The 21428-nt window shown below is 44.2% G+C and carries 16 protein-coding genes and 1 riboswitch; of the genes, 9 read left to right on the top strand and 7 right to left on the bottom strand.

The genetic code is table 11. The annotated features are described in order from the left end of the window. The first annotated feature begins 57 nt into the window (after positions 1 to 57). Positions 58 to 927 carry an AraC family transcriptional regulator gene (locus tag NYE72_RS11070; RefSeq protein WP_036689729.1) on the top strand — a complete coding sequence of 290 codons (870 nt, stop codon included), beginning with the start codon at positions 58 to 60 and terminating at the stop codon, positions 925 to 927. A 47-nt stretch (positions 928 to 974) separates the two neighbouring features. Here the strand turns inward: NYE72_RS11070 and NYE72_RS11065 are convergent, their stop codons facing one another. Both NYE72_RS11065 and NYE72_RS11060 read right to left on the bottom strand, forming a co-directional pair. Continuing rightward, a complete protein-coding gene (locus NYE72_RS11065; RefSeq protein WP_036689727.1) occupies positions 975 to 1880 on the bottom strand; it encodes a hypothetical protein in 906 nt (301 codons plus the stop codon). 167 nt (positions 1881 to 2047) lie between these two features. Further along, positions 2048 to 2872: an AraC family transcriptional regulator gene (locus tag NYE72_RS11060; RefSeq protein ID WP_036689725.1), complete on the bottom strand. Its 825-nt coding sequence runs from the start codon at positions 2870 to 2872 to the stop codon at positions 2048 to 2050. A 121-nt stretch (positions 2873 to 2993) separates the two neighbouring features. Here NYE72_RS11060 and NYE72_RS11055 point away from each other — a divergent pair, with 121 nt between their 5' ends. Beyond that, positions 2994 to 6104, top strand: a complete 3111-nt coding sequence (locus tag NYE72_RS11055; RefSeq protein ID WP_339211789.1) for a glycoside hydrolase family 2 TIM barrel-domain containing protein — start codon at positions 2994 to 2996, stop codon at positions 6102 to 6104. Positions 6105 to 6170: 66 nt separating this feature from the next. On the opposite strand, the gene NYE72_RS11050 is transcribed toward NYE72_RS11055, so the two are convergent. Beyond that, complete coding sequence (locus tag NYE72_RS11050; protein WP_339211788.1) at positions 6171 to 7001, bottom strand: AraC family transcriptional regulator; 831 nt, start codon at positions 6999 to 7001, stop codon at positions 6171 to 6173. A gap of 120 nt (positions 7002 to 7121) precedes the next feature. Between NYE72_RS11050 and NYE72_RS11045 the strand changes: the two genes are divergently transcribed. Continuing rightward, entirely contained in the window at positions 7122 to 8582 is a 1461-nt protein-coding gene (locus NYE72_RS11045) for an alpha-L-fucosidase (protein WP_339211787.1), read from the top strand. 93 nt (positions 8583 to 8675) lie between these two features. Here NYE72_RS11045 and NYE72_RS11040 read toward each other — a convergent pair whose 3' ends face one another. Together NYE72_RS11040 and NYE72_RS11035 are read right to left on the bottom strand one after the other, a co-directional pair. After that, positions 8676 to 9881 (bottom strand): mannitol-1-phosphate 5-dehydrogenase, encoded by a 1206-nt coding sequence (locus NYE72_RS11040; RefSeq protein WP_094903805.1) that lies wholly within the window; start codon positions 9879 to 9881, stop codon positions 8676 to 8678. Positions 9882 to 9923: 42 nt separating this feature from the next. Beyond that, a complete protein-coding gene (locus NYE72_RS11035) occupies positions 9924 to 10586 on the bottom strand; it encodes an HAD family hydrolase (RefSeq protein WP_036689719.1) in 663 nt (220 codons plus the stop codon). Positions 10587 to 11113: 527 nt separating this feature from the next. Here NYE72_RS11035 and NYE72_RS11030 point away from each other — a divergent pair. The 6 genes from NYE72_RS11030 (at position 11114) to NYE72_RS11005 (ending at position 17721) form a co-directional block, all read left to right on the top strand. After that, on the top strand, positions 11114 to 12139 hold the full coding sequence (locus tag NYE72_RS11030; RefSeq protein ID WP_339211786.1) for an ABC transporter substrate-binding protein: 1026 nt from the start codon (positions 11114 to 11116) through the stop codon (positions 12137 to 12139). 139 nt (positions 12140 to 12278) lie between these two features. Then, a complete protein-coding gene (locus NYE72_RS11025) occupies positions 12279 to 13946 on the top strand; it encodes an AraC family transcriptional regulator (protein ID WP_339211785.1) in 1668 nt (555 codons plus the stop codon). Positions 13947 to 13994: 48 nt separating this feature from the next. Further along, positions 13995 to 14136: riboswitch (cyclic di-AMP (ydaO/yuaA leader) on the top strand. Positions 14137 to 14276: 140 nt separating this feature from the next. After that, positions 14277 to 15443 (top strand): KamA family radical SAM protein, encoded by a 1167-nt coding sequence (locus tag NYE72_RS11020; protein WP_036689715.1) that lies wholly within the window; start codon positions 14277 to 14279, stop codon positions 15441 to 15443. Between the two features lie 142 nt (positions 15444 to 15585). After that, a complete protein-coding gene (locus NYE72_RS11015) occupies positions 15586 to 16497 on the top strand; it encodes a YafY family protein (RefSeq protein ID WP_076143229.1) in 912 nt (303 codons plus the stop codon). 82 nt (positions 16498 to 16579) lie between these two features. Then, positions 16580 to 17095, top strand: a complete 516-nt coding sequence (locus NYE72_RS11010; RefSeq protein ID WP_076143230.1) for a DinB family protein — start codon at positions 16580 to 16582, stop codon at positions 17093 to 17095. Between the two features lie 56 nt (positions 17096 to 17151). Continuing rightward, positions 17152 to 17721 carry a YdeI/OmpD-associated family protein gene (locus tag NYE72_RS11005; protein WP_076100793.1) on the top strand — a complete coding sequence of 190 codons (570 nt, stop codon included), beginning with the start codon at positions 17152 to 17154 and terminating at the stop codon, positions 17719 to 17721. Positions 17722 to 17991: 270 nt separating this feature from the next. On the opposite strand, the gene NYE72_RS11000 is transcribed toward NYE72_RS11005, so the two are convergent. Together NYE72_RS11000 and uvrA are read right to left on the bottom strand one after the other, a co-directional pair. Then, positions 17992 to 18213, bottom strand: coding sequence for a hypothetical protein (locus NYE72_RS11000; RefSeq protein ID WP_339211784.1), 222 nt, complete (start codon positions 18211 to 18213; stop codon positions 17992 to 17994). 704 nt (positions 18214 to 18917) lie between these two features. Next, a complete protein-coding gene (uvrA, locus tag NYE72_RS10995; protein ID WP_076143234.1) occupies positions 18918 to 21422 on the bottom strand; it encodes an excinuclease ABC subunit UvrA in 2505 nt (834 codons plus the stop codon). Positions 21423 to 21428: the final 6 nt, after the last annotated feature.

The raw sequence follows: 21428 nt of genomic DNA, 5'->3' as shown, positions 1-21428 counted from the left end.
GTAAAAAGGACATCATACCCCTGCAATCATGCCATAAATTTGGAAGGGAAATTATACATGCAACGAACCACCGAGTTGTTCAAAAGTGAAGTCTTTTTTCAAAACGATCTGCATCTGCTGGTTAACCGCTATTCTGAGAACTTCCATGCCCCTTTTCATGCACATGAATTTATTGAGTATTGCTATGTAGCTGAAGGAAGAGGTTTTCATCACCTTGAAAATGAGATCTTTCCCGTTAGAAAAGGAATGCTGTTCGTGATTCCTGTAGGTGCTCCCCATGTGTTCCGTCCAGCAACTTCTGATACTTTAGGGAATCGCCTGATCGTCTATAATTGCCTTTTTGATATGCAAATGGTGGAGCAATTAAATATCGTCCTTCAAGAGCCATCTATCCGGGAGCACCTAGCCACTCTTGGGAGTAGCAGCTCATCTTACTTTTCCGTCTCAGATCGTGATGGCTCTATTGAGCGCTTAATGCTGAATTTATATCATGAAATGTCGGTATCCGGTATGGGCTCCAAAACAATGCTTTACACCCTGCTGAGTCAATTAATCATAGCAGTGTACAGGCAAAAATACGGAGAAGATGACAAATCTACGATGGATATGGCTGACTTCACGCAAGTAATTCAATACCTAGAGCATAATCTGTCGGAGAAGATTACACTTGCCGAATTAGCCCGTATTACACAGTGGAGCAGCAGGCATCTTCAGCGTATGTTCCACAAGCATACTGGCCAGTCCTTTGGGACCTACTTGAAGAATCTGCGAATGCATAAAAGCTGTGAATTGCTGCGTACTTCTGGACATAAAATTAATACGATTGCCGAGTTAGTTGGTTACCGTGACATCGACTCCTTTAACGCTGTATTCAAAAAAATAGTCGGCCAGACACCCATCGCGTACCGCAAGCTCTACAGATCATAAAAAAGCCGATGTCGTATGAACATCCATACAACATCGGCCCTATTAATTTATTGATTAGTGATCTGTTTAAGTAAAAACTCAACAAAATCAGTTGATTTAGTCTTACTGTCATCTTGCCCTAACGTTCCGATGATCATCTGGTTAGAATGGATAGGGAGTTCTGTAGCAAAATCCGTATCTGTGATATCTATGCCAGTAATCAGCTCTTGACCACTCTCCGGGTTAGTCATACGTTTCAAACGGTTATCGTCCAGAGGAAGTCCTGCGGATTTAATAAACGACTCCAGATTTTGCAGTCCCGACTGCTGGCCAATCCATTCAAAAGTAGCATCATCCATAATCAGGATATCCGGATGGTCGGCTGCCAGCATCGCCATAGCCCGCTGCATATAGCTCATATCCAAGACTCCACCGTCCGTCCCACCTGTTGAGGGTAGATAAACGATTTCTGCCTCCACTCTCTTCCAGGTCGGGTAACGTTTGATAATCTCTTGTTTTAGCTCTTCATTCTTACCTGACGAGTCCTGAGATTCATAGTTGCCTAGGAACATGATTCGAACATCTACCGGTGGGAGCGTAGCTTCATATTTTCTTTCCTGCCACTGATCATAGAGCGCTTTCCCCCCAAAGATAACCACCAGCAGCACGATAATAGAAATAATAGTGTGCGTTTTGTAGAGCCGAAAGAAATTCTCCGATTTACGTGCTACTCCGGACATGGCTCCCCACTTCTCCAGGCGCTTGTCCTCCGCTTCCTGAATCTCCTTCTGATCCAAGCCATCTAGGATGGTTTTGTAAGCGCGGAATTCCTCTTCATAAGCTGCGACCTCATCTTCAGTCGAATTCGATCGACGGCGTTTCAAATGAATATCTAACCTTTTGTTCAATTCCTCCCGGGTAACGTCTTCAGGCAAGTTCAAACGCTCATAGGCTTGCTTTAGCTTCTCATTCAAAATGATGTCTCCTTCCTGATGCTTTTCGTCATTTCAGATCGTTAATTTGGTTCTATGTATTGAATTCTTGTGGCAGTAAAAGTATGGGCTAAGCAGTAAAAAAAACATCGCAGGAACTCAAGTAAACTATATCATGTTGTGCTAGACGGTAACAAGTAAGCGTTTATCTAATCCAAACCATGCAGCTGCTTAAATTGCTCAGGACTCATCCCTGTCAATCTTTTAAACACCAAACAAAAGTAACTAGCATTATCAAAGCCCACTAGCTGGGCAATTTCATACATTTTTTTATCGCGTCCATTAAACATAAGCTGTTTACTCAAATTGATACGTTGCTTATTGATATAGGTTACAGGTCGATCATGAATTGTTTTTTGAAAAAGCCTGCATAAATACTGTGGCGATACAGAAATAATCTCCGCCAGCTCCTTTAAAGGAAGCGTCCTATGCAGATTGCTCTCTATATAACGCAGCACCGGTTTGATTCGCTCCAATTCATGTGCCTCATTCAGAGGCGATACTAGCTTTCTTTTTAAATCCAGAAGCAATGCGTAAAGATGTTTTGATCGTGCTAAATTGGTTTCCAGCTCATTGCTATCTGGCAGCATAAGGATTTGCTTTAGAGGATTGAGCCATTGATCTTCTTTTAATCTAGCAGGACCAGACTCGCGGATGCCCGCATAGAGCAGCATTTGACCAACCTCTCTGCCATTGAACGAGACCCATGATACCTTCCACTCCTTCCCACTGATAGGGGCATACGAATGAGGAATATCCGGGAACAAAAAGAACACATCCCCTGGACCCACGAGATATCGGCTCTCATGAATGATAAGCTCACCCTTACCTTCGTGAATCTGATGTATTTGATAGTCTGGAAAGCCTGCAGGACGTATAGTTTCTGGCTGGTGCTCCCAAAATCCAAGGGTTGTAGCATAAAGCGGCAGCATGCTTACATCTTCTGTTTGGCAAAAAATAATTTTGCTCTCCATAAAAAAGTCCTCGTTTCATATTTTGTTATCCGGGACTAAAATTCTTTTATTTATCCTAACATTACTTCAACTTATAATATGAATATAATAACATTACAATGATTATAAAGGAGATCAACTCATGCGAGCAAAGTTTGTCTACCAGCCACCTGCTAACGGTTATCCGGAATGGAATAACAACCCAGAGACTTTTGAATTAAATCGATTGGATGCACATGCCTCCATGATCCCTTACCGTAGTTTATCCCAAGCGCTAACTAACGATAAAGAAACCTCACCTTTCTACCAAACCCTCAATGGGCTTTGGAAATTCGCTTTTTCCGAAACACCGGATCAACGAATTGTGGATTTCTATAAAGCCGATTTCGATTGCAGTAATTGGGATACAATTCCTGTACCGTCCCACTGGCAGTTCCAAGGTTACGACTATCCACAATATACAAATCTCCGGTATCCTTGGGCGGAATCCGAGCCAGAGCTTAAAGCCCCCTTTGCCCCAACAAAATATAATCCAGTAGGCTCTTATCTTCGAACCTTTACTGTACCTGAGTCTTGGAATGGTCAACCGGTGTACCTAAGCTTTCAGGGTGTTGAATCCGCTTTCTACGTCTGGGTAAACGGTGAACTTGTCGGGTACTGTGAAGATACATTTACTCCATCAGAGTTCGATATCACCCCATATTTAGTTGCAGGGGACAACAAACTAGCTGTCGAGGTTTATCGTTGGTGTGATGCCAGCTGGCTAGAGGATCAGGATTTCTGGCGCCTTAGCGGTATTTTTCGGGAAGTCTATCTTTATTCGGCGCCTTCCGTTCATATTGCTGATTACTTCGTCCACACCGACCTGGATGAAAACTTCGTACATGCGGATTTAAATGTAGATATCCAGGTGGAAAATTACTTTAATGAGCAAAGCCCATATACACTGCAAATGCAGCTTTACAATAAAGAGGACCAGCCTGTTTGGGAGACTCCTATCTCCACTACTGGTTCCTTTGAGCAAGAAGGCGTCCAGCAACTCAAGCTTTCTGCCCCGGTTGAGCAGCCATTTAAATGGAGTGCTGAAACCCCTTATCTTTATACCTTAGTCCTGTCTATAAATGACGACAACGGGCATACACAAGAAACGGTCAGCTGTAAGGTTGGATTCCGCAAGTTTGAGATTAGAGACGGACTTATGAAGATCAACGGCAAAAGAATCGTGCTTAAGGGCGTCAATCGCCACGAGTTCTCTTGTGACACAGGTCGTGCTTTAGCCAAAGAAGATATGCTGCGCGACATCCAATTAATGAAAACACATAATATTAATGCCGTTCGAACCTCCCATTACCCGAATCAGTCTGTCTGGTACGAGTTATGTGATGAATACGGATTATATGTAATTGACGAAACCAATCTGGAAACGCACGGCACTTGGGCATACAGCCAAGAAGGATTGAATGACGGGAATGTTCCTGGAAGCAAACCGGAATGGCGGGCCAATGTCATTGACCGCTGCAACTCCATGATGCAAAGGGACAAAAACCACCCTTCAGTCATCATATGGTCTCTCGGCAATGAATCTTTCGGAGGCGACAATTTTATCGCTATGCACGACTACCTGAGAGAAACCGATCCTTCGCGGCCGGTTCATTATGAGGGAATCTTTCACTGTAGAGAATCGGAAGCAGCAAGTGACATAGAATCTACTATGTACATTAAACCGCAGGATGTTGAAAAATATGCGCTTAATAATCCGAAGAAGCCTTATATCCTCTGCGAATACAGTCATGCCATGGGCAATTCATGCGGTGGGCTGCACTTATACTGTGACTTGTTCGACAAATATGACATTGTTCAAGGTGCATTCATTTGGGATTGGGTAGATCAAGCCATTCGGACCCACACCTCCGAGGGAATTGAATATCTCGCTTATGGCGGGGACTTTGGTGAATCGCCTCATGACGGCAATTTTAGTGGCAACGGATTGCTTTTTGCTGATCGTACGGTTACTCCTAAGCTCTTTGAGGTCAAAAAATGTTATCAGAATATTAAAGTAACGACTGAAAATATCCTAGAAGGACTCTTCCAGATTCGCAATTCCTTCTTATTTACCAACTTAAAGGAATACGATCTCAAATGGGAAGTTCGTTTAGACGGAGTAACTGCGCAAGAAGGCTTACTGAAGATCTCATGTGCACCAGGTGAGAGCACTTCATGCAAAGTTCCTTACGAGCTGGATTCACTGCGTGGCAATCATGAGGCAGTTCTGAATCTTTCCTTTATTCAGCCTTCAGCAACTATATGGGCAGAAGCCAATCACGAAATCGCTTGGGAACAGTTCATTCTGTCACCTCGTTTCGTAACCAATACCTCAAAGAGAACCACAGAAACACTGCGTGTCAGCGAGCTTGAGAATGTTTTGAACGTACAAGGTGATAATTTCGAACTGAGCTTTAGTACCACTACGGGTGCTCTGAACTCTTATCGTTCCTCAGGCAAAGAACGTCTGCTTGAGCCTGTAAGACCTAACTTCTGGAGAGCAGTCACAGATAATGATTGCGGTAATAAATTGCCACAGCGGTGTGCAGTATGGAAGCAGGCATCGCATAAACAACACTTAATCAGCTTTACATTTAGAACCGAAGGATCTCTCTGTCTCGTCTCTGCCAGCTACCTTCTGGCTACAAGTCCGGACTCCACGCTTCGGGTTCAGTATGTGATTCGCGCTGACGGGACTTTAGAGATCACGCAAGAACTGAGTCCGGGCAGCAGCGTTCTGCCAGAAATCCCTGAGTTCGGAATGATGTTCGTTCTAGATGGAAGTCTTGATACCCTATCATGGTACGGCCGCGGACCTCATGAGAATTATTGGGATCGACAAACCGGAGCCCCACTTGGACGTTACACTGGTAAGGTCAGTGATCAATTCACACCTTATCTCAAACCTCAAGAGTGCGGCAACAAGACTGATGTCAGATTCGCTTCTATTACAGAGAGCAACGATGGATCAGGGTTCTATTTTGAAAGTGCAACGCCTATCGAAATTAATGCCCTGCCTTGGAAGCCTGAGGAACTGGAAGCCCATGACCACGTCTATAAATTGCCAGTCTCGAACAAAAGCGTACTAAGAGTTAACTACAAGCAAATGGGTGTTGGCGGGGACGACAGCTGGGGCGCACCAACCCACGAAGAGTTCACTCTGCCGGCTAATCGCCCGTACATCTTCCGTTTCACTGTCTCACTGCTCTAATCTCTTCCACTTATAAAAAAGGCCGTCTCTGGTTGGTTTCTACCACACAGGACGGTCTTCTTTTATTTATTTCACTGCTACTGTTCCTTGTCTGAATTCCGAAGGGCTTAAACCCACATTTTTTTTGAACTGTTTGGAGAAATAATAGAGATCGCTAAAACCAAGATCATGGGCAATCTCACCGACAGAACTTTGCGTCCCCCTCAATAGCTCCTTGGCCTTAGTTATCTTTTTTCTGGTGATATACTGAATGGGTGGAACTCCGATTTGCTGTTTAAATAGCCGGATAAAATAGTTGGGATGCATGTACGCAATCTCGGCAAGCTCCTGTATGGTGATATTACGCTCGATATGGGCGTCTATGTACGTTAATATTTTCGTTAATTTTTCGATCGAGCTTAGATTCTTAAAAGTGGTTTCGTCTACATCTATGTTCATAATAAAATAAGAAAATAACTCCATTAACTTACTTTTGGCTAATAAATGAGCATACACCGCATCAGATTTCATATGACTCGTTAGGCTGCTGAAAATCTCTTGGATTACATGAGGATCTACTTCTCTGCATACATGACTTAACTCTAACATTTTGAATAGATTAATGTCTCCGACTTTTGCGCTGAAATGGCACCAATACTTCTCAAAGGGTTGATCACTTATGCAAGAATAAGATTGCTTAACTCCCTCAGGCATCAAAAAAAGCTGACCAGGCTTCGGATAATATTCTCGATCCCCGATCTTTAACCAACCCTCCCCATCGCAAATAAAATAAAACTTGCTATAGTCAGGTGTATAGTCGAGATCTCTCCAGTCACGGCCACAAAGATTGTAATCAGCCATAAATAAATCAACCTTTAAATTGGATAAATAATTAGTAAGCAAAACATGGTTATCCATCCCTTACTCCGCCTTATCAGGTTAGTTTTGTACATCTAAAAGTTAATGTCCTACATTTTGATTCCCACATCCATTCACTACAATGAAGAAGAAATAAACGTTTGAAAGGATGATTGCAAAATGGTGGATAAAAGCGAATATTTAAAAGTAATCGAAGATACGATTGCAACTGGAAGATTCAAAGCCGATTGGGATTCACTAAGTCAATTTCAAGTGCCCACGTGGTATGAGAACGCTAAGTTTGGTATTTTCATTCATTGGGGTCTTTATTCTATTCCGGCTTTCGCCAATGAGTGGTATCCCCGAAATATGTATATCCAGGGTTCACGGGAATATGAACATCATCTTGCTACTTATGGCGAGCATAAAACCTTTGGCTATAAGGATTTCATCCCCTTGTTCAAGACTGAGCATTTCAATGCTGAGGAATGGGCCAATCTCTTTAAATTATCTGGAGCCAAATACGTGATGCCTGTTGCAGAGCACCACGACGGCTTTCAAATGTATAAGAGCGCTTACTCCTACTATAACACATATGAGATGGGTCCCAAGCGGGATTTAGTCGGGGAAATGAAAGACGCTTTTGAGCAGCAGGGATTAGAGTTTTGTGTATCTTCCCATAGAGCTGAGCACTGGTTCTTCCTGTCTCATGGCAAGGAATTTGATTCCGATATCCATGAACCGCTTGTATGTGGAGATCTCTATTGGCCATCCATGCCCGAACCCGATCATCAGGATTTATTCGGCTCCCCACCCAATCAAGAATTTCTGGAGGATTGGTTGATTCGCTGCTGCGAGCTGGTAGACAATTATCAGCCGAAAATCTTTTACTTTGACTGGTGGATTCACACAGCCGCCTTCAAACCCTATCTCAAAAAGTTCGCTGCTTACTATTACAACAAGGGAGAGGAATGGGGAACTCCGGTTGCAATCAATTATAAGCATGATGCCTTCATGTTTGGCTCAGCGATCCCAGATATTGAGAGAGGTCATTTCTCCGGGCTTAAACCTTATTTCTGGCAAACGGATACAGCAGTAGCTAAAAATTCATGGTGTTTTACACCGGAAAATGATTATAAATCTGCCGTAGAAATTATCAAAGATTTAGTAGATATCGTAAGCAAAAACGGCAACTTGCTGCTGAATATAGGCCCTAAAGCGGACGGCAGCATTCCAGCTCAGGATCAGGAGATTCTGCTTGGCATCGGAGAATGGCTAAAGGTGAATGGTGAAGCAATCTATGATACGACCTACTGGCGCACCTTCGGGGAAGGCCCTACAGAGATCGTTGAAGGTCAGTTTACAGATGGGATCACGAAAATTTTCACTAATGAAGATATCCGCTTTACGGTAAAAGGCAGTTATCTTTACGCTACTGTTCTTGTCTATCCAAACAACGGTATAGTGCAAATCAAATCCCTTAAAGAAAACTCTGCTCACTTCCATGGGATGATTAAACAGATCAAAATCTTAGGTTTTGAGGAACAACCTGCATGGGAAAGAACCGATGAAGCCCTGATTATAAAAACAACCTCGGTTCGCAGTGAGACTCCGGTTGTTCTGCGGATTGAATTGGATTAGGGACACTTACAGAACTTCATAACCTATAAAAAGAGTGTTCTTGCCCATCCAGCAGAGAACACTCTTTTATAGTTTTATAACCATCAATTTATATTAAAAGTAGGGTACCCTGACGTTTACTGTCTTCATTCTAGTCCTATGAGGATATCTCGCGCGTAATTTGTTGGACTCCAAAATAATGCGACCATGAAGCGGATGCTCCGTAGGGATTTTTAGTTGTGTAGCAATGACTTCACTTAGCCCGTGGTTTCGGATGTCCGCTTGAAGCTGTAAGGCTTCTGGATCTTTTTCATAATCAAAATAAAGTGCAGAAACAATAGCTGAGACTAAATGTGAGGTCTCAAAACCAAGTTCATGAGCAAGCATTGCCGGTTTTACGAGTCGATCATTAGGTGAAAGCTTGCGAAGCGGGGAGCGGGCGACACGTGTAATTTTATCGTTAAAGTTGGGGTTAGTGAATCGTTCCATCATCTTTTCTATATACCGGTCATGTTCTATGGGCTTGAAGCCATATAAATGCACCAATAAGGTCCCTGTTTCCTTAAGCACCCCGTGAACACGAGCTCTGATTTCGGGATCAGACATCGCTTCTTGAATGCTAGTATAACCTTCCAGGTATCCAAAATAGGCTGCACTGCAATGACCTGTATTCACAGTATATAGCTTCCGTTCGAGGTATGGCGCCAGCGAATCTACATAATGGACGCCTTTAATTTCATTGTAGTTACCAATCATTCCACTGCGGGGAATAACCCACTCACTGAAGGGTTCAACGAGGATTTCAAGTGAATCTGTATTTTTCTGCATAGGTACAATCCGGTCCACCATCGCATTGGGAAAAGCGACATTGCGGTCAGCAAGCTCCTTGAAGGATTGCTTCATATATCGATAAACAGATTTTTTCAACTTCTGACTGCTTCCAATCCCATTCTCACAGGCGATGATATGAAGAGGGGTGAGATTTCTGTTGTTTTCAAGCCTTCGTTCGATGCCCTGCGCAATGGTCTCAGCAATATCTTGTAAAGCGGATATTCCGACTGCAGTTGTCACAATTTCAGCTTCTGCTATAGCTCTAGTAACGTCCTCAGTATCATTCAGATTGATCGCAGTAACATTATCAACGATAAAGCTGTCCCGGTTCTTGTTAGCTAGGGTGACAGGATATTGCCCACGTTTTTGCAATTGGGCAATTTTACTCTTATTTCTTCCGACGAAACAAACATTGTAACCGGAGTCCGACAACATAGGCCCAATAAAACCTCTGCCAATATTGCCCGCTCCAAAATGTACGGCTCTCAATTTGGTATCCCCCTTTAATTTGAACTTAGTTTCTCGGTTTCTCTATACGAAGCAACGTTGAGTAACTACATGATCAAATTCAAGAAGACTTAGATTATCAATTTTATGGTGCTGCTTATCGAATTCAAGAAAATTAGTAATTTCGTTAGGCGTCACAATGCAACGGATGCCAGCTGCTGCCGCTGCCTTAGATCCATTCGGTGAATCCTCGATAGCAACCGCCTCATCAGCTGTGATTCCAAGACAAGCTAACGTTTGGTTATATAGCTCCGGATCTGGTTTCACTTTTGCCACATGGTCGGCAGTCCGAACACATTCGAAATACTCGCGAATACCCAATTGATTCAGATATTTTTCCACCCATTCCAGGGAAGAACTTGAGGCCAGCCCTATGCGCAGTCCAGCTGCCTTGGCAGAATCAAGATAATGCTGAATACCTGGTCTTATTGTTTCAAGCTCCATAAGTTTGCTGTGTCTCTGTTTAACAGCCTTGCTGAACTCTTCTTTGTCAATTGCGAGCTTAAGATCAGTCATCAAATATTCATAAGGATTAAAACTGTTCAAGCTCGTGCCGATGCAGGTGGAATATTGTTCAAGCGTCAGGTCCACTCCATATTCTGCATAAGCCTCGTTAAATGCGGTGTACCAAGCAGTCTCCGTGTCGATAATCGTTCCGTCAAAATCAAAAATAATTCCTTTGATCACAATCAACCATCTCCCTCGTATTATGTTTGGTTAGAATATCTTACGCAAAACCTTCTGCATATTCTACAAAAAGCTATTTCGGCTTGCGTTTGACTATAAAAACCATAACAAAGCCCTTCTACTGACGTCAAGCACGGTAGATAACATGCCACGTAATGATAACGATTACAATCAATGCGGACAACCCTGAATTTTTGCATCACCTGAACATCTTAATACATAACAATAATCAGATTCAAAAAAACACCACAATCCTATGTGCTTCAAGGGATTCCTTCTGCCAAGTTTGTTATGAAGGCAAGCTCCCTCTCTTTCTCTCCATTGCTGTTATTTAGAGTATTTTTCCAAGCAGCTAAAAATAATTTAAAATAATTTCAACCACATCCTTTTTACTTGATTGTACAAAACAAATTACGGGGTTATTTTTTGTCCATTGAGTAAAAAGAGGCTTTAATTTATGATAGTTTTTAATCGAGAATGATTATCATTATTGGTGGTCGTTACATATAATAGGGAGGCAATAAGATATGAACAAGGTAAGACAGTTCTTCGCTGTGGTATGTGTACTATTTTTGCTGAGTACATTGCTACTGGCGTGCGGAAACTCAAAGGAACAATCCTCTGCCAATAGTACGGCAAACGCAACCGGGAACTCTTCCGCTGCAACCGCGGCACCTTCAGCAGAACCCTCAGATAGCAGTACAGATGAAGCTGCAGCGACTACCCGCTCCTATACAGATTACATAGGACATACTGTAGAGATTCCAGTGAATCCGCAGCGAATTATCTATTCTGGAGAAACTTATGGCGATTTGCTCGCACTTGGTGTGCAGGCGGTAGGTTATCCTCTTTCTATGGGGGAAGGCCAGATTTTTGAAGATCAATTGCAAGGTGTGGAGGATGTAGGCTTCCCTATCAATCTGGAAAAAACATTGGAGCTTCAGCCTGACTTGATCATCTATGCGGGCACAGATGAAGCTGATTTCGAGCAGCTCTCCAAAATTGCACCAACGATAATATTTAATACCTTTGCCCCACTCCAGGAACGTATGCTGGACATTGGTGGAATTGTTGGTAAAACGACTGAAGCAGAAGCATGGCTTGCCCAGTATAAAACCGCTGAAGAGAACATGTGGAAGCAATTGAAATCCGCAGGCATGAAAGAGGGCGAAACGGCTGCGGTCTTCACTTATTATCCAGGAGACAGACTATTTATAATGGCAGCAACCGGACTTTCACAGGTACTCTATGGGGAGAATGGCTTCAAGGCAACTCCAGCTATTCAGAAGATACTTGATGAAGGTAAAGGGTTCCAGGAAGTTTCCATGGAAGTCCTGAAAGAATATGCCGGAGACCGGATATTCATCTTGACTCCAGTGGCAGAAGAAGCAAAACAATCCACAGAGAATCTATTAAAGAGCCCTATCTGGAAGAGCCTTCCTGCCGTCAAGAACGGATATGTCTATACACAAGACATCATGAAGACTTCAAGTGATGCGACAACAAGAGAATGGCTGCTTGGCGAAATTCCACAGCTATTGAATATGAAATAACCTTCCGAGATGAAGTGTTTAACACAAGGCTGATAAAAAACTGCAAGAAGCATGTCAACAGCTGTTGATATGCTTCTTTTTTTTATATACAATGAATTCATTGATAATCATTCTCACCAAATGAACGGAGGCTGAACCCATGCTGCATACATCATCGTCCTGCCCCCCACTCCACTCTCTGCTATTTCAGCTAAACGAGGCCGAACTGATGATTCAAGCTGCCGATTCAAGCTCTATAACGCGTACAACCCGGGACTATACCCTTCTCATATTTACTGGAGGGAACGGACAATTGAACCTCGATGATCAAAGCGTGATACTAAGTACGGATAAATGTTATCTACTATCTCCTGGAATCTCCTATAGTACGAACAACCAGGAGCTGACGTTGTATTATTACCTCATCACCTTTACAGCAATTTATACAACCAAGCTTCCTAAACGATATTCTGGAGAGCTGCTTTCCGGCAGGCGGGAGTTAATTGTGCACCCGTTCACCAAGGTAATCCGACTAGTCGAAGACCTGCTCATGAACAGGAATAACACCGATGATGTACAACAATTCAAGCGACAATTAAAATTCCAAGAATTGCTGCTGTTACTTTTTGAGCATAATTACCCTTCCAAACACCTGCCAAGTCCTACGGAATCCGTAGAAAAGACCATAACATTCATTCAGGAGCATTATACAGAGAGTATCACCGTGAAGCAGTTAGCTGAACTGGCGGGAATATCAATCTGGCAATATACACCGATCTTTCAGCAGCTTACGGGTAAAAAGCCGCTTGAATACCTGACGGATCTGCGTATTAATCATTCCAAACGATTCCTGCAGGAATCGACTGAACCACTGCGGGAAATCGCCAGACTGGTCGGCTTCTCGGATGAATACTATTTCAGCCGCCGCTTTCGGCAAAAAACCGGAGTTACACCCGGACAATATGCACATCAGCAAGGTCGTAAGCTTACCGTCAAGGATTGGACGGGTCATGAGGTGGAAATTCCTGAACGAGCGAAACGTATTGTCTATCATGGCGAGACACTTGGCGACCTTCTCGCGTTAGCTGTAAAGCCTATCGGTGGAGATGAAGCATTCGCCCGGAACAGCGTCTATAAACATCGGCTTAAGAAGCTCGCCAACGTCGGGTTTCCACTGGACCCGCAGTTGACCGCTTCCCTAAACCCAGATTTGATCATTTTGGCAAATAGTGATGAAAGAGCCTACAGAGCAGTTTCTGGTATCGCTCCGACACTCACCTTTGATTCATTTGCGCCTCTCGACAACCGAATGCGGACATTAGGCAGTTGGCTAGGTAAACAGCGCGAAGCCGAAGCATGGCTGGAGTCATTCACAATCAAAAACGCTGCCATGTGGCAGCAGCTTTACTCGACAACTCTCCAAGTTGGAGAAACCGCCTCTGCTTTGGTCTATGATCATGGAGATCATCTATATGCTATGGGAATGTCCGGATTCTCCACTGCGCTTTATGCCCCATGTGGTTTACAACCGACCGAAGAGATCCAAGCCATATTGGACGAAGAGTTAGGGTTCGCCGAAGTTGATCCAACACGACTGCCTGCCTACGCCGGAGATCATATCTTCATGTTCATTCCGGAACGCAAAGACTCGCGAGCTGCGATGGAACGATTACTAGACAGTTCACTTTGGAACAGTCTCCCGGCAGTACGCCAGGGACATGTTTATCTGCTCGATGGAAGCAAATGGAACTCCAGTGATGCGTTAACCCGGGAGAAGCTACTAACGCTGCTGCCTAAACTACTCGGCGGAAGTAGCGCTAGCAATTGAAGGTGAATCTAGGATTCTCTTTTGACTTTTCAAAACTTCATAGGGTATACTTTATCTACGCTTAATTTCCAACTTTTACAGTTGAAAAGCGGGGGAACCAGTTAATTGGGGCGAATCATTGAGTATTAGAATGTAGGGTACCATCTTACCCGAGTCCGTCAGCTAACCTCGTCAGCAGTGGATGGGTCTGCTTTTCATGTTATTTACATAACCAGAGACCCTTGCTAAGGGTCTCTTTTTGTGCTTTTTTTGGACCCTGCTGGCAGTAGATTGGCCTTTGACACTAAGGCTCCCTCATTTCTCACACTACGAGACAAAGGAGAGATGTACGTGCAAAAGGTAAAGTACTTCACGGATATTAACAAAATAGCTATGTTGTCTGAGCTGGAAAAAGAGAATCTGAAAGAAATTACAGACAAATTTGTTTTTCGTGTAAATGACTACTATCTGTCTTTGATTAACTGGGATGATCCAGATGATCCCATCCGTAAGCTGGTTATTCCTAACGAAGGTGAACTGCTGGAGTATGGGCGCTGGGACGCCTCCGATGAGGACACGAATTATGTGGTACCTGGTTGTCAGCACAAGTATAGAACCACTGCACTACTGATTGTATCCGAGGTCTGCGGGGCTTATTGCCGCTACTGTTTTCGTAAGCGTCTGTTCCGAAATGACGTGAAAGAGGCGATGGCTGATGTCTCTCCGGGCTTGGAGTATATCGCAAAGAATCCGGAGATTAACAACGTACTTCTTACGGGTGGGGATAGTTTAATTCTCTCCACACCGAAGCTAAGATCCATTATTGAAAATCTAAGAAGCATTGAGCATGTTAAGATCATTAGACTAGGTTCCAAAATTCCCGTATTTAATCCGATGCGGATCTCTGAAGACGAAGAGCTGCTGGAGCTGATTCGTACTTACTCTACCGAAGACAAACGAATCTATGTTATGGCGCACATCAATCATCCTCGTGAAATCACACCTGAAGCCAAAAAAGCATTTAAAGCTCTCCACAACGCAGGGGCAATTGTCGTAAATCAGACTCCCATCCTCAAAGGCATCAACGATGATCCCATTATTTTAGGGGAACTACTGGACCGACTTTCATGGGCTGGCGTTACACCCTACTACTTCTTTGTGAACCGGCCCGTTGCCGGAAACCGGGATTTCGTATTACCGCTCGAGCAAGTCTATCAAATTGTAGAAGAAGCCAAAGCTAGAACCTCAGGACTTGGCAAAAGAGTACGCTTATCCATGAGCCACACCTCAGGAAAAATAGAAATTCTCGCCATTGATAACGGGAAAGCCTATCTCAAATACCATCAATCCAGAGATCAGGAATACGGAAAATTCATGATTCTAGATTGTCCAAAGGACGCCGAATGGTTCGATGACCTGCCTGGGAATGAGCAATATTGGACCCCACCTGTGAAAAAAAACGATGCTATTATTTCTGTTAATGATTTATCAGAGCCTGCGGATTTAATCTGTAAATAAATTAATCGGCTCTGTCAGACTCTGTCATAGGATATTTCTTCATCACCAACAACAAAACTCCTCCCTCCCAAAATTAGCCCGAAAAAATCTATGATATAATCACGCTGTAACACGAAATGGACTAATGGGTGGGAATGCACACATGAAATTGGAACGATTGATTTCTATGATCTACAAGCTATTGAACCACGAAGTTTTATCTGCCTCCAAGCTGGCTGAAGAGTTTCAGGTTTCCCAGCGAACAATCTATAGGGATATCGATGTGATTTGTGCCGCTGGTATCCCGGTCGTATCGTATCAGGGTACTAAAGGTGGATATGGCATTATGGACGGATATAAAATGGATAAAAGCCTGCTCCGTTCGTATGATGTCACTTCTCTGATTACTGTACTTAACAGTCTCTCTTCCGTGTTTGAAGATGAGCATACGCAAGGAACCATTGAACGGCTGCAAACGATAGGAACGGAGCCACAGACTTCTAGTCTCGCGGTGGATCTTGAAACCCGGCGTACGGATCCTGACGCACTTCCTCTTTTACGTGCGGCTATAGCGGAACGAAATGTTGTCCGTTTTGATTACATCAGTGTAAAAAATGAACGTACAACCCGTGAAATGGAACCAGTAAAGCTTCATTTTAAATATAGTAACTGGTACATCTATGGTTATTGCCGGGCACGGCAGGACTATCGGGAGTTTCGTCTTTCCCGGATGCTGAATTTGTTCCTGACGCAGGATACCTTTCAATCACAACATGAAGTACCCAAAGAGGCTGGCTGTTCAAACAGGGTAGATCAGGTGGAGGAAATAGTAATCCGGGTGGACCCTGAGGCTTTGGCAGAAGCTTTGGATCAGTTTCATCAAGTCGACAAGGAATTTCATTCCGATAAAAGCATGACGATGCGAATTCCTGTGTATAAGCCATTGGAAGCTCGTTGGCTTTGGTCCATTCTGCTGAGTTTCGGCAGCGGGGCCGAAGTCCTCGAACCCCCTGCATTGCGAGGTATTTTAAAAGAGCAGCTTCAAAACACACTCAAACTTTATGAAGAAGTATGACAGTCTGATGTCATACTTCTTCTTTTATATTAACAACAGTAACAAAAACAAATCCATGACAATTCAAAAGGAGACCATACGAATGACAAATTATCCAGTAGAAATGTTTAAATACCACACATGGGCAAACCAAACTATCCTGGGGAGAATCAAGGAACTCCCGGCTTCTGTGCTAAGTCAAGAAGTGAACAGCTCATTTCCCACCATCGCTCATGCCCTTAGCCATATCTATGCGGTTGATACGATCTGGTATCTTGTTTTAACGGGCACTGCCATGCCTGAGGCTTTTCAACAAAGTATCCCGCTAAATTTGAGCATTCTAGATTCTGTGGATGAATACGTAAATATCTTTGCCCAGCTATCAGAACAATACAAAGAATGGTTACACAACCAATCCGATTTGGAGCAAACCATTCTGCTTGACAATCCATTCGCCGGAATCCGCCAAACACGCCTATCAGAAATTGTGTTGCAAGTCGTCAATCACGGGACTTATCATAGAGGTAATATATCTACTATGTTACGGCAGTTAGGCCACGTTTCCACCATGAATGACTATTCTCTTTTTTGGTATCAGGTAACAGCGGAAGCTATTTAAACACTAATGGGCAATGTACTCCACTCCATACCTAGAAAGGAAATTGTATTTTAATTATGGAGATTGAAAATCTAATTACAGTAAAATCGAGGGAAGATTTAAGAGTTTGGCTGCAGGAGAATTGTAAGACTGAAAAATCTTGTTGGGTACTCGTTAGTATGAAGCCAAACCCAGAAACGTTGCTATATTTGGACGTGGTCGAGGAATGTTTGTGTTTTGGATGGATCGATGGAGTGAAAAAGAAAATTTCGGAAACAGAGCTGGCGCAAAGACTCTCTCCCCGAAGTAAAAAAAGCTCTTGGACTGAATTGAACAAAGAACGGGTCCGCCGCCTCGAAAAGCTGGGGTTAATGAGTGCTGAAGGAAAACGGATACTTCCTGATATGAACCCTGATTCTTTTATAGTAGATAAGATTATAGAGCAAAGGCTAAAAGAGGACAGGCAAGTATATGAGAATTTCCGGGCCTTTCCCCCCCTTTATAAAAGAGTTCGGATCGACACGATCCAAAGCAATAAACATCAGCCAGATTTATTTAAGAGTAAATTAGACAAATTCATAACAAACACTAAAGAAAATAAAATGTACGGGCAATGGCATGATAATGGACGTCTGCTAGATTATTAAGCTGCGCTAGATGCATGATCTCCTGCTGAGGCTTTCGGACTCCAATGACGCTATTTACTAATTTATCGCCTCTTCAGCAATCCATCGGACTCCAGCGCAGCTATTCCTTAGAAACAGGCTCTTATAAGGCGTTTTTTTTCGCCAATAGGGGCTATGCGGTCCGATAATACTCCAAATGACGGATTTTCCTGCATTTAAGGTCCGCTGAGTCCGATACGCCGAAGAATGATCATTTGCTGGACTCCTGAGTCCGACACCGCCGAAGCATGGTCATTCACTGGTCTGCTGAGTCCGATACCGCCGAAGCATGGTCATTTGCTGGACTCCTGAGTCCGATACCGCCGAAGTATGATCATTTGCTGGGTCAACTGCTATTGCTATTGCTATTGCTATTGCTATTGCTATTGCTACTGCTACTGCTACTGCTACTGCTACTGCTACTGCTACTGCTACTGCTACTGCTACTGCTACTGCTACTGCTACTGATACCATGATCTCCTGCTGAGGCTTTCGGACCCCAATGACGCTATTTACTAATTTATCGCCTTTTCAGCAACTCATCGGACTCCAGCGCAGCTATTCCTTAGAAACTGGCTCTTATAAGGCGTTTTTTTCGCCAATAGGGGCTATGCGGTCCGATAATACTCCAAATGGCGGATTTTCCTGCATTTAAGGTCTACTGAGTCCGATACCGCCGAAGCATAGTCATTCGCTGGGTCAACTGCTATTGCTATTGCTATTGCTACTGCTACTGCTGCTGACACCATGATCTCCTGCTGAGGCTTTCGGACTCCAATGATGCTATTTACTAATTTATCGCCTTTTCAGCAATCCATCGGACTCCAGTGCAGCTATTTCTTAGAAACTGGCTCTTATAAGGCGTTTTTTTCGCCAATAGGAGCTATGCGGTCCGATAATACTCCAAATGGCGGATTTTCCTGCATTTAAGGTCCGCTGAGTCCGATACCGCCGAAGCATAGTCTTTCGCTGTCTGTTGCTACCGTATCCTAATCATCTGCGGATCAAACACCATCGACTCATGATCATCTGTTATTCCGAAAGTGTTAAGTACGCGTGAATGGGATCGGTTCAAACGTTCAGACGAAGTTTAGAGTTGAGAGCAGTGGTTGGTTTAAGTTCAAAAAAAGGAGGTGTCCTAGCCATTTTCATGGCTTTTGGACACCTCCTTTTTTTGATTACATCCCCTCAGCCAGAATCCGTTTCAGGAACATCCCTGTGTAGGATTCCCGCACTTCAGCAACCTGCTCCGGTGTACCTTCAGCTACAAGCTTACCGCCCACAACGCCACCTTCAGGGCCAATGTCAATCACCCAGTCGGACTCCCGAATCAACTCTAAGCTGTGCTCCACAACCACGACCGTATTTCCCGTATCAACCAATTTGCTCAATAAGGTATGGAGCTGCCTGATGTCTGACGGATGAAGGCCTGTTGTTGGTTCGTCGAGCAGATAGAGCGTATGGTTTTTGGAAGGTTTGCTCAACTCTTTAGCCAGTCTAATCCGTTGCCCTTCACCACCAGATAAGGTTTTGACAGATTGTCCCCATTTAAGGTAACCGAGACCCACCTCACACAACGTCTCGATTATCCCCGCCATTTTGGCTTCCGACTTAAGAATTGGTAAGCTTTCCTGCACGGACATGTCCAGCATATCCGAGATGGAATATCCATCATATTTCACCTGGAGAACCTCATCCGTAAATCTTCTCCCCTTGCAAACGTGGCATTTAACCTCCAAATCGGGTAAGAAATTCATGTCTACAGTCAGCACCCCAAGACCCTGACAGGTTTCGCAGCGTCCACCCGGTGTGTTAAAGGAAAAATGCTTGGAGGTCAGTTTTCTTTTTTTCGCCTCCGGCAATGCAGCAAACAGCTGGCGCAGATGTGTGAAAACATCTGTAAATGTCGCTACATTAGAACGCAACATCCTCCCCATGGGCGATTGGTCAAAAATCACTATATTTCCAACCTGATCTAAGCCTGCAATCTCCGCACAGCCTGTTTGCTCATGTTCTTTCGCACTACCTTGCGCAAGAATATCAAAGACTAGCGTCGACTTGCCTGAACCCGAAACCCCAGTTACAGAAACTAGACAACCTAGAGGAAATGTAACCTCCGGGATCTCAATGTTCCGGTATTGAGCCTGTCGGATGGTGATCTGTTTTCCGTCACCTTTCCGGCGAACATATGCAGCAGTCTTATGACGCTCTTCTCTAAGATAGGCTCCCGTAACAGAAGTCTCGCTTGCCATCAAGTCCTCAATGCTGCCCTCGCCAACAACTTGCCCGCCGTCCAGACCAGCACCCGGACCCATATCAATAATATGATCGGCAGCGCGCATCATCTCAATATCATGCTCGATAACGAGCACCGTATTCCCCAAATCGCGTAACTCCTGAAGCACACGAATGAGGCCAACAGTATCCCGCGGATGAAGCCCGGTCGTCGGTTCATCTAGAATGTATAACACTCCAGTCAGACCTGACCCCAGCAATGAGGCAAGGCGCAGCCGCTGTGCCTCTCCACCAGATAGGGAGACCGTCTGACGGTTCATAGAAAGATAACCTAGACCAACATCGATAATCCGTTTTAGTCGGGTAGGCATATCGTGAAGGATGGGCTCAAGCAGATGAAGTCCCTCGGCGGGCAAAGCCGCCTCCAAGCCTTTCGTCCACTCGTAAACATCGCTTAATGACCAATCCGATACCTCCGTAATCGATGCGCCAGCTACCCGTACGAGACGAACTTCTTTTTTCAGACGAGCGCCAAGACATTCCGGGCATTGCTGCTCATGAAAAAATCGGCCGTCTTTTTCCTGTGTACCAGCTTCTCCTTCCTTCTCCTTGTAACGCCGCCACAAACCAGGAATGACGCCTTCAAATTTGGTGCCTTGAATCGGCTTAACATTGGGAAAATGGCGCTTAAACGCCTCACTTTCCACTCCGTAATACAACAAGTCGCGCTGAATTTCACCGTAATCTTTTAAGGGCTGATCCGGGTCAAACTCAAAGCCAAAATGCTTGCCAGCGGCCAATAATATACGCATCTGTATATCACGATGAACACCATTCAGCGAGGCAACCCCACCCTCACGCATACTAAGCTCTGGATTAAACACCGCCGCTTCATTTATTGTTGCCACAGATCCAACACCACCGCAGGCTTCACAAGCTCCCTCCGGTTTATTAAAAGAGAAGTGGGACATACCCAGCTTCTCAAGCTCTGCTCCGCAATGTGGACAATCCATCGTCTGACCATCCATTTCCTCGTCTTCCTCCATCAGCAATCCCCTCGCTTCAAAAGAAGGTGGGATGCTGCCACTACAGGAAGGGCAAACCTGCTCGCCTAATCTGGAAAAGATAAACCGGACAAACGTATAGATGTCAGTGACAGTCCCGACTGTCGAACGGGGATTACGATTGGTGACATGTTGTCCAACACTAATGGACGGAGACAGTCCAATAATAGACTCCACCTTTGGTTTACTGATCGTATCTGACGTCATGCCCATGGAATCCAAATACTGTCTTTGGCATTCCCGCTGTAGTGTATCCATAGCTAGCGTCGATTTGCCTGATCCCGAAGGTCCTGTCAGGACAACTAGCTTATACTTAGGAATCGTGAGCGAGACATTTTTCAGATTATTCTCTCTTGCACCTTTAATAACAATAGTCTCTTTCACATCTAT

This window comes from Paenibacillus sp. FSL L8-0333 (assembly GCF_037965665.1).
In the GTDB taxonomy this organism is placed as follows: domain Bacteria; phylum Bacillota; class Bacilli; order Paenibacillales; family Paenibacillaceae; genus Paenibacillus_AQ; species Paenibacillus_AQ odorifer.
Note: the sequence above shows the minus strand (reverse complement) of the source record. Positions and strands in the feature narration are given on the sequence as shown.